Genomic DNA, 12,924 nt, shown 5'->3' on the forward strand with positions numbered 1-12,924 from the left:
GTGCATCAGTTTGGGGCTTTATATCATACTCAATACGAAGAAACTGCTCAAAAAATCGCTTTTACCTTCGGTAAAAGCGGTTTTTTGAGGGTGCTTTTTTGGCCCGCGGCCGACTAAGAATTTAAAAAAGCGTATTTTATGGGTGTTATGAAAAAACTGCCTATCATCCTGTTAGTTATCTTTCCGTTCCTGTTGTCAGCGCAGCTGCGGACCGCTTCCGGGTTAACACCTCAAAGAACCACCATTAACGGGCTCTTTGAGGGATACGATACTGCTGTGGATTCTTTCAGATATATTAAGCTGCTCTACTTTCATTTGTACAATGGCATAACAGAGACGGTGATAGGTGAAATAGACAAAAACGGGAAGTTTAGTGTTACTTTTCCTCTTATATCTCCGCAGGAAATCATGCTTATGTTTGAAGGTGACCTGGTGATGATGTATGCTATACCCGGAGGTACTACTAATATATTCCTGGACCTGGCAGCATTAAAAGCACGGAGGAAGCTGCCACCTGAAGTCAGGCTAACGTATGCCGCCCCGCTACGGTTTGCAGGTAGTTATTCAAAGTTTAACAGGGACTACAATATTTTCTGGCCGAAATTAGAAATTATAAAGCCTTATGATGAGCATAAAAAGATGATCAGTTCCCTGGATCAAAAAAAATATAAGTCTTACCGTCTTGCAATGATGAAAGTAATGCTGGACACCCTGGCTGTCTTTAACAGGAAACAAAATACCAGCAGTGCGTTCCGCAATTTTATATTTCAGCATATCTGCTATTCGGCAGCTGAAGATCTGTTAAGGTATAGCTGGCTACACGACCAGGGGAAGAGGGAACGTCTTACAAAAGACTATCTTAATTTCGTTAACAGGATACCTGTTAATAACAGGAAGGCACTTGTAACAGGGAAGTATGCTCTTTTTTTAAATGAATATCTGAATATGTGGATGAATGAATTGCCGTATACGCCAGTAATTACCGGTGATGGGCAGTTGTCTGCTTATCTCAGAATGGAGAACAGGCTTACTCCGGAAGACGCTAAAGCGCTTCAAACGCCTGATAACAACCGTACACCGGCGCAAAGAGAATTGGCGGCCCAACTCTATTCCCGTTATCAGGCTGAATACATGAATTTTAAAAATACTTTGAACCTTTCAGATGCTGTAGCCCGGCAAGTATTGCCTGGTATTGGAGAAGATGTTATGCAAGCCAGGATAATCTGCAATTATCTTAACCAACATAAGAACCCGCTCAGTCCGCAAAACCTGCAGCAAATGGGGCGTCATATTGTTAGCCGGGAGATCTATACGCTGATAAAACAGGATAATGAAACCCTTAAGGATAAGCTGGCCGGTAAAGCATCGGGTAACCAGCTTGTCAATGAGCTTGATCTACAGCAGGAACAGCTTTATCAGAAGCTTATATCTCCTTACAGAGGGAAGGTAGTATATATTGATTTCTGGGCGCCCTGGTGTGGTCCCTGTATGAGTGAAATGCCGGCTTCTAAAGTGCTGGCGGGAGAGTTAAAAGGTAAGGAAGTGGTATTCCTTTACATAGGGGTGGAATGTAACAAACAGTCATGGGAAAAGACGATAAAAGAAAAACAGCTGGAAGGGGAACACTATTATGCGGATAAAAACGAATCTGTACTGTTATCGAATAAATTCAATTTCTCAGCTATTCCCCGTTATGTACTTATTGACAAAGAAGGTAAGGTAGCAGAGGAAGATGCACCACGACCAGGCATGGGGCTGGAACTGAAGAGCAGGATCAACGCTTTACTGGGAGGTAATTAAATTACAATAAAACCTGGAACAGCCGGTCCATAAAGGTGTCGAGATCCTGGTTGATGGCCCTTACGGTAGACTGCAGCTGGTTTAACATACTGGCTCTTTTATGCAGCATTTCAGCTGTATACAGTCCTCCTTTATTGAACAGCAGGTCTATCTCACTTTTGTCTGTACTGTCAATTTCAAATGTTTTCCATCGTCCTTTTATGCTTTCGATAAGCGTACTTCCTTCAGTGTTACTAAAACCTTTATGAGAGAGGATGTACCAGACAGCCGCCGGGTATACTGAGGACTTGCCGGGAGCATACCATACATCATGCAGCAAATTCCGGTCATGCGTGAATACCATCTTTTTGCCTTTCGGATTAATGGTCATAGCGCTTAGCCCGGCTGATAATAACCCGCCGGATATACCGGCAGCATTCTGTGCGTCGTCATTTGTCAGTATTACAGTTATAACAGTTGTAACGGATCCTGCAATGACTGATGCAATTGTCAGGTTCCTGGTACGTTTCTCATCCAGCTTTTCGAGATAGTTACCCAGTTGATCTGCCCTTTCCCCCTGGCAATCCAGTTCAGCGGAAAGACCATCCAGTTCAGTACGAAAACGGGAGATCCGCTGCTGAATTTCACTTTTCTTCTCTAACCGTAATATCCTGGCTGTCATGGTAGAATCAGATGCGAGGGTTAGCAGCTGATCTATCTGACGCCGTGTTCCGGTAGCATTTGCCACCAGGTATTCGTGCAATCCCAGGCGTTTATTAAAAATACTGTCCTGTGAATAGCCTGTTTCTCCAAGGTCTTCAAAGTCAACCGGTATGGAGGAAATGTTTGCGGCTGTGGGAGAACAATAGTCCTGGCCGGCGCGACCTGATTGAATGGGCCTGGCAGTATTGCAGGAAATGAGGCCGATGGGAATAATGAATAAGCAGATCACTGTCTTTCTCATGACAACTAAGAATTATATACGGCAGAACCGGAATCATGAAAATAGCAATTAAACGTCAGAAGTGGCGGGAAATATATAAGTCTTTCCGTGAAAAGTATAAGCCGGGGCAGCTGCTTCGTAAGACTTTTGTATAAACAATTTATACAAATAAAAATGAAAAAGACAGTATTGATCACCGGTGCTTCTTCCGGTTTTGGAAAAGCTGCAGTAGAGTTATTTCATGAAAAGGGCTGGAATGTTGTAGCTACGTTACGAACTCCGGAGGCGGCAACTTCGTTCTCTTCACTAAGCAATGTGCTTGTGACCCGGCTTGATGTGACGGATAAAGAAAGCATTAAAGCAGCTGTAGCAACGGCAATAAAGCAGTTTGGCCATATTGATGTGCTGGTCAATAACGCAGGATTTGGTGCAGCAGGTGCGTTGGAAGCGGCAACGGATCAGGATATCCGTCAGCAGTTTGATGTAAACCTGTTTGGGCTTATTGATGTTACAAAGGCTGTGTTACCTGCGATGCGGGCACGTAAAGAGGGTACAATTATCAATATTTCCTCAATTGGCGGCAGGTTTACCTTTCCTTTTTCTTCGCTGTACCATGCCACCAAGTTTGCCGTAGAAGGCCTGACAGAATCATTACAGTATGAGCTTAACCCCTTAGGTATCCGGCTGAAGCTGGTAGAACCGGGTGGTTATAAAACCGATTTTGCCGGACGGTCCATGAATTACTATGGTACAGGCAATGTGGAAGGTTACCAGGAACCTTTTACCCGGTTCATAAGCAAGGTAGATGAATGGCCCATGTCTGAAAACACCTATGAAGTGGCGGAGGTGATTTACCAGGCAGCGACCGACGGAACAGAGCAGCTTCGTTATCCCGTTGGCCAGGATGCAATTGAGCTGTTTAAGGTAAGGTCACAAATGGATGATGCTTCATTTAAGGCCATGATGGCCGGTTATGTGGGGCTTAATCTTGCATAGATAAGACCTTGCGGGCCAGTTTTCCGGATTTCGTTAATTTCGTTACAGCCATGAAAAGATCAGTCCCATCATATATTGACCTGGAGTCTATCAGCGACCTTTATGACCTGTTGCAGTGCCCCCCGCCACGGCATCCGTTGGTCAGTTTAATTGACCAGGCTGAGTTTTATGCACGATGCCCCAGGGAAGTGGCACTTTACCGGTTTGGCTTTTACACCATTTCCTGTAAAAAGTTTAAAGGATTGCTGCATTATGGCAAAAGCCGGTATGATTTTAAAGAAGGTTCTCTGCTGTTCACTGCCCCCGGGCAGGTAATAGGCCCCGGGGCTGATGTGACTATAGATGAAGGCTGGGTATTATTCATTCATCCTGATCTCCTGCATGGCACTGGTCCTGGCAGAAGGATGCATGAATATTCTTTTTTCCAGTATGAGGTTAATGAAGCGCTGCATGTATCTGAAGAAGAAAAGCAGGTTATAAAAGACTGTGTCGATAAGATTGTAAGGGAATACAATCAGCATATAGACAAGCATACACAAAGTGTGATTGTCAGCAATATAGAGCTGCTGTTAAACTATTGCAACCGCTTTTATGACCGGCAGTTCTATACCCGATCCAGGGTAAATGCAGATGTAGTACAGCAATTTGAGAGATTGTTAAAGGAATATTTCAGCCGGCCGGACCTGGTAGAAGCCGGCTTACCAGCAGTCTCCTATTTTGCTTCACGGCTCAATTTATCAGCAGGATATTTATCTGATCTGTTACAGCGATTTACGGGAAAAACCACACAGGAACACATTCACCTTGAGCTGATTGAAAAAGCTAAATCCCTGTTGTGGAGTACAGAAAAATCTATCAGCGAAATAGCATATGAGCTGGGATTTGAACATCCTTCTCATTTCACCAAGCTTTTTAAAGCGAAAACGGGAAAACCACCCAGCGGGTTCAGACATTTGAATTAGAAGCAGGCTGTATCATATACTGATACAGCCTGTTTTTTTTAAGTGTCATTATAACACATTGCTTTTCAACATAAAAAAATCCGATATAAAAACATTCAGCAAATGTGTTACTTTCGATTGAATGAACACCAAAAAACCAGCAGCAAAAGAGGAGTTAATACCCGTGCTGCAAATGCTGAATACATTTCATCCTGTAGGTAAAGGAATTGAACAGAATTTGTTGAAAAGTGCTTATAGTATTAATATCCCCAAGGGCAAATATTTGTTACAGAGTGGGGAGATAAGCCGTGATATTTATTTCATCAAAAAAGGGTTGTTAAGGGGCTTTATCCTGGAAGGAAATAAAGAGATCACTACATGGTTTGCCATGGAAAATGAGATGGCAGCCGGCATCCGCAGCTTTTTACTACAGGCAGAGACTGTAGAAAATATCCAGGCTGTTGAAGATTGTGAACTGGTGGCTATTAGTTATTCTGATCTGAATAAAATATATCAGAGGTATCCTTCATTTAATATTATTGGCCGGAAAATAACGGAGTTTCATTATACCTCTGCTGAAAACAGGGCATATATTACGCGGCTACACGATGCAGAGAAAAAATATGCGCTTTTCCTGGACTCTTACCCCCATCTTGCCAACCGGGTAAAGGTTACTTATGTAGCTTCTTTCCTGGGCATAACCATAGAAACATTAAGCCGAGTAAGAGGCAAAAGTTCTCCCCGGAAGAGATCTGTCTGACCAGCAGAGATAAATTTTTATTGATATATGTCAAAAAAACAGCCTTACCTGCGGTGTCATCCATAAATATAAAAATCCCTTCAAATCCTTTCTGTTACTGGATTACAGATTATCTACCAGATATACGGCTGCAAAAAAGCCATTAAGGACAACTTTTTTCGGTTGATCATGTCTCATTAATTCTTTCTAATTTTCCATCACAATAGCAGTAGAAATATACCTTACTGCAACAGACTGTAGCTGCTTTTTAGAATGGACTACTTCACATTTGAAACCAATTTACTTTTATAGTATGTAAGCATACCTATACCTATGAATATCCAAATGAAAAGTTGACTGTACTTTTCATACTGGTTCACTATTAGCATAACCAGTTAACCATTTAACCACTGCTCAAACGGGAACAGGGTACCAGACAGACATGACCGCTTCAACCCACCTCCTACGGTACCCGTTCCCCGCTGAGCAAACTATTTGTCCTGCATTCACAGGCACTGTTTTTCTATGGCTATTCCAATCTAACTTTTACTGTTATACGACAGCAACTTTTTTCATTGGAACAGGCTGTATAAAGTATGATACAGCCTGTTTTTTTAATTATTCTTTTGCAGACCAGATCAAAGTGATGTTATTGGTACCGGAGGGTGGCGGTGTAGCACCAAAAGCCGTCTTACAACGGCTTTTGGTGTATTGAAAACCCGGCGGGGTTAACTAACCGGGGGTGCTGGCTTTAACCTGCCATGAGCGTAGGTTTTTGGGGGTGACAAACAATTATTAATTATCAAACTGCATGGTTAACGTGATCATTCTCCCAACCATTTCCGGAATTCGGCTGCTTTCAGGCGACTTACAATAACATCTTCTGCTATACCGGGGCTGAGCCACACTTTTAATTTCCCATTAAAGCAGGCATGTACCTGGCGGATGCTGGAGTAGTTAACAATGAACTGCCGGTTGGCCCTGAAAAAAACAGTGCTGTCAACTTCAAGCTCAATATCGTCCAGGCTTTTCCCGATAATATGCTCAGTACCGTCAATTGTTCTGATGCAGGAAAAGCGGTCTTTGACGTAGAAATAGGCTATGTCATTTACTGATACGGGGAACAACCTGGTTCCTTTGCGTACAAGATAGCGCTGTACAGGAATGCGGTCTTGCAACGTTATCTTCACCACTTCCACGCCGGGGTTGATCGCTGAAATAAGTTCTTTTATCTTACTGGCTGCCACCGCTTCGCTTTCTTCAAAAAATATTTTCATTGCCGTTGGAAATGATGATGCAGCAAAGGTATAGCAGCTATCAGAGAGGTTAACAGGGTTTCCGACAAAATGCAACAGCGGGCTACAAAATGCATTTAGGGCCGATGAAAAGTTTAATAGATCAGTTTTTTGAGGTTTTCCAGGTAGCTTCTTCCTACAACTATCTCTGTCTGGTCATTCAGCACAAGGAAAGTTTTAGAGATATCACGGTACACTTCTTTTATGTGAAAGATATTCACAATATATGATCTGTGCACGCGCAGGAAGCGTTGCGGGTCCAGCCGTTTTTCCAGCACACTGATGCCCTGAGAGCCCAGGTATGATTGTCCGGCTATATGAATACGGGTATAATCCTTTTCTGCTTTGAGATACAGGATATCCTGCACGTCAAGGCTTCTGAGCCTGCCCGGGGTTTCTACGAATATCCTTGGCGGATAAGTGCCTTGCTGCAGGGGGATATTTGCAGCCAGGGAATACAGTCCATGCTGGTCTGTGCGTTGCCGGGTCCGTTCTATTGATACTTCAAAACGCTGGCGGGTATATGGCTTCAGGAGATAGTCCACCGCATTGATCTCAAAAGCCTTGATGGCAAAACGGTCAAACGCGGTAGTAAAAATGATGAGCGGAATATGTGTTATTTCCTGTAGTACTTCAAAGCCGTTAAGGCCGGGCATCTGCACATCCAGGAAGACCAGATCGGGTTTCTGTTCATTGATAGCCTGTACTGCTTCAATACCGTTCTCGCATTCACTCAGGATATCCATTCCCGGGTGAGCCTGGAGGTACTGGCGGATCAGTCCGCGGGAAGCTTCTTCATCATCAATTATTATGACTGTTGTTACCGACATGATATTGTATAGGAATGTAAAAATAAAATATCATCCCACCGGGGTGATTTCTTTCAATATAAAGTGTTTCATTGAACAACAGTTCCAGCCGCTGACGGGCGTTACGTAGTCCTACTCCTTTTGCGGAGAGTATTTCAGGTAAGTTACCCGGATATCCTATACCTGTATCGCTCACTGTTATCTTTAATTTATTATCCACACGCTCAAAGTCAACTTCGATCTTTCCTCCGTGTAAACTTGGCGCTATGCCATGCCTGATGGCGTTCTCCACTAATGGTTGCAGCAACATGGAAGGTACAATGACATTACCGGTCTCTTTAAGGGAGCCTATCTCAAATTGCAGGCGTTTTCCAAACCGCCTGTTCTCCAGTTCCAGGATAGTATTGATAAAAGCTGCTTCCTCATAAAGGGGTACCCATTCGTGTTGAGAAACATATAATGCATAACGGAAAGTGTCTGCCAGCTTGGCGATCAGCTCTCTCGTAGTTTCCTGTTCAGGTGGTACGCTGGCACTGATGGAGTTCAGGGTATTGAACAGGAAGTGCGGCTGGATCTGGGCTTTCAGGGCATTGATCTCGCTGTTATAGGCCAGAGAAGATAATTCCTTTTCCTTTTTCAGTTGCTGTTCTCTTTCCCTGAAAAAATGGTAAATATGCAGGAAGCTGAATATCTGTACGTAAAAGAGCAGGTTAGGCCCTGCATTCAGCAACACCTGCGTGAAAGTGATAACAGGTTTTCCTGTAAGCGGGTTATAGATATCATAAAGCAGCAGCCAGGAGGCATAATATATCATTGACGTGGGCAGATGAAGCCAGAAGAGTTTCTTCAGCGGCCAGTGTGCCAGCTTCCGGAAGTGCAGCCACCAGGGTGGTATGCACGATATGAACATAAACAGGCAATCTACAGCTGTTTCTCTGAGGTATAAAGGAGGAACATCACCGCGGATGAACCTTGGCATTCCATACAGCAGGCTCATGATCACAAAAAGTGACAGGAAAGCCACGATCTCCTGCCAGGATACGCCTGATACCAGGCCTTTGGCCGGTTTGTTTACTTCTCTATTTTCCGCATAATTGCTCATGACAAGTTATGATACCAGCCCAATATACGGCAAAATCGGAGTGCTGGCATTTACCAAAATTACGCAGTCCGACAGGTCAACCAGCCTCGTTCCGGCTGAAATGCAGAAGAGGGTGGTTGAAGTGAAGGATTATGTGCGTGAACTTATCAGGAAGTAATTTTGAAATGCGGGTTATAAATCAAACCTATTATATTGCCCCAGGGGTCTTTGAGGGTAGCAACAATAATTCCACCACCAACTTCTTCGGGTTGCTCAAATGCTGATGCGCCCTGTGCTATAAACCTGTTGAATTCTGCATTGACATCGTCAACACCCCAATAGGTAACAACGCTTTCTGCTTTGTTCTTTGCTGGCTTTTCTTCAGGCTGAAGCCCCAGTTCATATCCGCCGATTTCGAACCCTACATAAAATGGTTCGTCAAAGTAAGGTTGGGCGCCGAATGCTTTGGCATACCATTCTTTGGCCTTATTGATATCACCCACCTTATATATTGTTGTTCTGAGCCCCAGGATCTTATTCTTCATTATTTTAGAATTTACAGGCAAAGTTAAGGGGCTTGGTGGAAGTCTCTTTGGAAAAAAACGACATTTAAAGCAGAGATGGGGTAAGCCCGGTATATCGCTTTATTTCGTTGGTCAGGTGAGCATGGTCGTAATATCCACAGTCAAAGGCAATAGATAACAAGCTATCCTCTGCCATGTTATTTTTTATCTTTGAGAGAGCATGCCTGAAACGGGTAATATTTGCAAACTCCTTTGGACTGATGCCTATATGCCGCTGAAAGTTCCTTTCCAGTTGCCTTGTTGTAATATGATTGCTTTTAGCCAGGCTGTCGATGCTGACCTGTCCGTTTACAGTCTGAATATCTTTTATGACTGCCGAAAGATTGTGTTTAGGGTGAGTCAGTCTGTCCAGAAAAAATTTATTGAGATAGGAAAAGGAATGCTGTTCTATCCTAAGCAGATCAGGTGCAAGAGATTGTTCAAACTCAATGGCCCTGTCAGTTACTTCCTTAAGTGAAGTAAAGCTATAAAATGATGAGAAAGCTGCCGGCTTAAAGCGGACACCTATCAGCTTATTATCTGAATGTAAAAATGACTGGCTGGAAGCCGTCATTGTTCCGACCAGGTAAGATCTTCCAGATTGCATGGTTAAGACGCCCTGCTCTGTTTTACAGTCATCACCCAGATTGAAGATCAGGTCAACACAGTTATCAGGCAGTATAGTTGTTTTACTAAACTGTTGCTCTTCAACTACCCAGAAAGCATCGATATAGTCAACTAAGACCGGATGAGGTTTAAATTGCTTATAACTCATGTTTTTGTTGCCTGGTATGATTCAAATATAAACAGATTTTACAACCGTAAGAAGTCATTTACCGGGCTTTACCAATAATGAATCGTAAGACATACCCCAATGTTTAGCCAGCTTTACAGCTTCCTGCTTTGTTAAATGGATAACTGCGCCTGCAGATGAATTTATTTTTCCTATGCTGGATAATGGATATGTTTACCTGGTAGACTCACGGTTATCGGCTTATGGGGACAATACAAGATGGGTTTTACTTATTGAGGTGGTTGGTTACAATTACCGTGCAGGTGGGCATAATGGGATTGAGAACTGTCTTTATTTTTTCGGCAATTGCCTTCCTTTTGAACCTGGTGTGCAAAACTTCAACTTCCTGTTTGCAACAGATAACAGCGAAGATGGTGAGACTTTTGGCCCTGAATACCGCAGCAAATATCTCAATCCTGCCATCAAATCAATGTTATTGAACGGAGAGAAAATCCCGGTTTCTCATGATCCTGATTTTTATACATCCCGTGGCATTGAACTGAAAGAAGCTCCTTCTATTCATATATGGGAGTTTGTTCGTGCAATTAATACAGACTACAGGGATTCTTTTCTTGCATTGGAAGAAGAAATAAGGGTCAGAATTCCTAAGGACCTGCCACTTATTTTAAGATTGGATGAATGGTTCCATAATGATCTGGCAGCAGGTGAAAAGCCTTCTGTAGTTGAGACTTTCCAGATGATTGCAAAAGTGCTGGAAAAGGGAGATAAGACGTTATATCAACCAACAGAGGCCCCGAATAATCACTGGAAGAACTGGCCGGAAGGAGGGCGCCTGTAGCAGCTATTTTGTTACAAATTCAGCCACTGCTTAAACTCTTCTGCTCTTTCTTCACTCACTACTATATCGCCCGTTTCTGCAGGTGTAGGATTTAATGTGATGCGAACGCGATTCCTGGGAAGCCTGTGCATTTCTTTAATAGCAGTTATACTGATAATGAACTTGCGGTTGATGCGGAAAAAGTTTTCCGGTGGAAGCTGTGGCTCCAGGCTACCGATAGTTTCTTCAATAATATAACGTTGCTGGTCTCTGGTAATCATAAACAGGTATTTGTCTGACGCCATAAAATAGGCCACTTCCTCCATTTGGATGGTCCTGATCAGGTTCCCTATTTTAACCATAAAGCGGTTACGTAGCCTTCCTGCAACAGGAGGTGTAGCAGGAGCATTGGTTTGCCGGAGGGCAGACAGTTTGTTCAGGGCAGCCCTTACATCTGTTTCATCGAAAGGTTTCAGCAGGTAGTCAATGCCCTGGTGCTTAAACGCCTGAAGTGTATACTGGTCATAAGCAGTAGTGAATATAACGGGACATTTAACATTCACCTCACGGAAGATACCAAAGCTTTCGCCATCGCCCAGATGTATATCCATGAAAATAAGATCCGGCTGATGCTGTCTCAGCCAGCTGACTGAAGCCGCTACAGTTTCCAGGCTGGCGGTGATCTCTATCTGCGGATCTATACGGCGCAGCATGTTTTGCAGGTTAGTGGATGCCAGCTCTTCGTCTTCAATAATTAATACCTTCATTCACCAGGTAGGTTAAGTTTTTATGAATGCCTGACATACAAATATAAAACTCCGGCCGGTAAATTACCGGCCGGAGTTTTTAGCGTCTGTTACCTTATGTTGGCGGAAGGAGTTGCTACAGCAGATTAGGATTATTGGCAATAGCGTCTTTAGGGAAACGGATCGTATACCTGGGATCGTTTTGCTGTAAGATGAAGGTTTCACTGCTATTACTGTGGGTGATGGAGGGCTGCCCATAACGGCGCAGGTCATACCAGCGATGGCCTTCCAATGCAAGCTCTCTTTCACGCTCTGCATATATTTCTTCCAGCAGTGGAGCTTTAGCCATTGTATTTATTCTTGTAGCCTCAGCCTGATACAGTGCAGGTTTCAGGCGTTTGGCCTTGAGGGCCAGGAGGCTTTGCCGGGCAAGAGCAATATCGTCAGTCTGAAGCGCAGCTTCTGCCTGTATAAGATAAAGCTCTCCGTTACGGAAGGAGATCTTCAGTGCGTCACTGTTACCTTTCAGGGATACATACTCGCCACCGGATTTACTAAAATAAAGCGGGAAGCGGAGGTCATTCTCCTGGTCGTAGATACCCAGGAGGTGTTCTGAAACCATAGCAGCGCTGCGAAGGTCAAAGGCTTTCTCCATCGACATAATGTTTTCAACAGAGAGATAGTGACTGGGTAAGCGGGAGGAAGTGTTCAGGTCCTCCAGTTCGCTGTTCAGCGTAAGAGCCTGTGTAGCTGCTTCCTGCGCCTGTGCCCATTCCCCTCTGAACTCTCTTACTCTTGCCAGTAGCGCCAGTGCGGCACGGGTGGTGAAACGGTAGTTCTTACCAGCGTCAAAGGTGGCGGTATTGAGTAACTGCCTGCCTGCGTCGATATCTGCCAATACCTGTGTGTATACAGCTTCAATAGTTGCCGGCGCATAGTTTTGTTCCAGGTCAATTTTCAATGATAAGGGAATTCCGCGGTCAGTAGCTGCTGTTGCTTTATTGTATGGCTTAGCATAGAGGTTCAGCAGTTCAAAATGGGTATAGGCGCGCAGCAGGTAAGCTTCTCCTTTGATCTGCGCTGTTATATCTGTTTTGCCTGCTTCATTCTCTACTTCTGCAATTACATGATTGGCATTAAAGATGACTGTGTAAAAACCTATATAGGGAAACTGGAAAGTAACCGGGTCGGGGTTACCGTCTTTCCAGCTATAGATATCTTTCAGAGCCGGATAGTCTGTTGCCCATTCGTCCAGTACCAGTTCGTCTGTACGTACAGCCAGCAGTGACTTATGTGCAGGAAAGCTATTGTAAGCGGTGGTGAGCAGGGCTCTGAAATCGTCTGCCGTTTTAGGGATAACACGGCCCACCGGTTCAATATCCAGGTATTTTTTACAGCTGGTCACGCCGGTCAGGAGTATAAAAGCTGCTATGATTTGTATGATCTTGTTCATAATGTTTT

The 12,924-nt window shown here is 43.9% G+C and carries 13 protein-coding genes; 5 read left to right on the forward strand and 8 right to left on the reverse strand.

The genetic code is table 11. The features are described 5' to 3' along the window. Nucleotides 1-138 precede the first annotated feature (138 nt). Entirely contained in the window at nt 139-1,800 is a 1,662-nt protein-coding gene (locus GO493_RS17225; protein ID WP_157307461.1) for a TlpA family protein disulfide reductase, read from the forward strand. Nucleotide 1,801: 1 nt separating this feature from the next. On the opposite strand, the gene GO493_RS17230 is transcribed toward GO493_RS17225, so the two are convergent. Beyond that, nucleotides 1,802-2,743 (reverse strand): AAA family ATPase, encoded by a 942-nt coding sequence (locus GO493_RS17230; RefSeq protein WP_157307462.1) that lies wholly within the window; start codon nt 2,741-2,743, stop codon nt 1,802-1,804. Nucleotides 2,744-2,896: 153 nt separating this feature from the next. On the opposite strand from GO493_RS17230, the gene GO493_RS17235 reads away from it, so the two are divergent. The 3 genes from GO493_RS17235 to GO493_RS17245 all read left to right on the forward strand — a co-directional run bounded on the left by GO493_RS17235 (nt 2,897) and on the right by GO493_RS17245 (nt 5,419). Then, nucleotides 2,897-3,718, forward strand: a complete 822-nt coding sequence (locus tag GO493_RS17235) for an SDR family oxidoreductase (protein WP_157307463.1) — start codon at nt 2,897-2,899, stop codon at nt 3,716-3,718. A gap of 50 nt (nt 3,719-3,768) precedes the next feature. Then, nucleotides 3,769-4,680 (forward strand): helix-turn-helix domain-containing protein, encoded by a 912-nt coding sequence (locus GO493_RS17240; RefSeq protein ID WP_157307464.1) that lies wholly within the window; start codon nt 3,769-3,771, stop codon nt 4,678-4,680. 121 nt (nt 4,681-4,801) lie between these two features. Then, complete coding sequence (locus GO493_RS17245; protein WP_157307465.1) at nt 4,802-5,419, forward strand: Crp/Fnr family transcriptional regulator; 618 nt, start codon at nt 4,802-4,804, stop codon at nt 5,417-5,419. Between the two features lie 803 nt (nt 5,420-6,222). Here GO493_RS17245 and GO493_RS17250 read toward each other — a convergent pair. The 5 genes from GO493_RS17250 to GO493_RS17270 all read right to left on the reverse strand — a co-directional run bounded on the left by GO493_RS17250 (nt 6,223) and on the right by GO493_RS17270 (nt 9,921). Next, nucleotides 6,223-6,675: a LytR/AlgR family response regulator transcription factor gene (locus tag GO493_RS17250; protein ID WP_157307466.1), complete on the reverse strand. Its 453-nt coding sequence runs from the start codon at nt 6,673-6,675 to the stop codon at nt 6,223-6,225. A gap of 113 nt (nt 6,676-6,788) precedes the next feature. After that, on the reverse strand, nt 6,789-7,523 hold the full coding sequence (locus tag GO493_RS17255; RefSeq protein WP_157307467.1) for a LytR/AlgR family response regulator transcription factor: 735 nt from the start codon (nt 7,521-7,523) through the stop codon (nt 6,789-6,791). Then, nucleotides 7,495-8,604: a sensor histidine kinase gene (locus GO493_RS17260; RefSeq protein WP_157307468.1), complete on the reverse strand. Its 1,110-nt coding sequence runs from the start codon at nt 8,602-8,604 to the stop codon at nt 7,495-7,497. Before GO493_RS17260 ends, GO493_RS17255 begins: the two co-directional genes overlap by 29 nt. Before the next feature lie 146 nt (nt 8,605-8,750). Continuing rightward, nucleotides 8,751-9,128: a VOC family protein gene (locus tag GO493_RS17265; RefSeq protein WP_157307469.1), complete on the reverse strand. Its 378-nt coding sequence runs from the start codon at nt 9,126-9,128 to the stop codon at nt 8,751-8,753. A gap of 64 nt (nt 9,129-9,192) precedes the next feature. Beyond that, nucleotides 9,193-9,921, reverse strand: coding sequence for a helix-turn-helix domain-containing protein (locus GO493_RS17270; RefSeq protein WP_157307470.1), 729 nt, complete (start codon nt 9,919-9,921; stop codon nt 9,193-9,195). A gap of 163 nt (nt 9,922-10,084) precedes the next feature. Here GO493_RS17270 and GO493_RS17275 point away from each other — a divergent pair, with 163 nt between their 5' ends. Then, nucleotides 10,085-10,738 carry a DUF7003 family protein gene (locus tag GO493_RS17275; protein WP_394350739.1) on the forward strand — a complete coding sequence of 218 codons (654 nt, stop codon included), beginning with the start codon at nt 10,085-10,087 and terminating at the stop codon, nt 10,736-10,738. An 11-nt stretch (nt 10,739-10,749) separates the two neighbouring features. Here GO493_RS17275 and GO493_RS17280 read toward each other — a convergent pair whose 3' ends face one another. Both GO493_RS17280 and GO493_RS17285 read right to left on the reverse strand, forming a co-directional pair. Continuing rightward, complete coding sequence (locus GO493_RS17280) at nt 10,750-11,484, reverse strand: LytR/AlgR family response regulator transcription factor (protein ID WP_157307472.1); 735 nt, start codon at nt 11,482-11,484, stop codon at nt 10,750-10,752. A 115-nt stretch (nt 11,485-11,599) separates the two neighbouring features. After that, nucleotides 11,600-12,916 carry a RagB/SusD family nutrient uptake outer membrane protein gene (locus tag GO493_RS17285; protein ID WP_157307473.1) on the reverse strand — a complete coding sequence of 439 codons (1,317 nt, stop codon included), beginning with the start codon at nt 12,914-12,916 and terminating at the stop codon, nt 11,600-11,602. Nucleotides 12,917-12,924: the final 8 nt, after the last annotated feature.

Source organism: Chitinophaga tropicalis, from assembly GCF_009758205.1.
Lineage (GTDB): Bacteria > Bacteroidota > Bacteroidia > Chitinophagales > Chitinophagaceae > Chitinophaga > Chitinophaga tropicalis.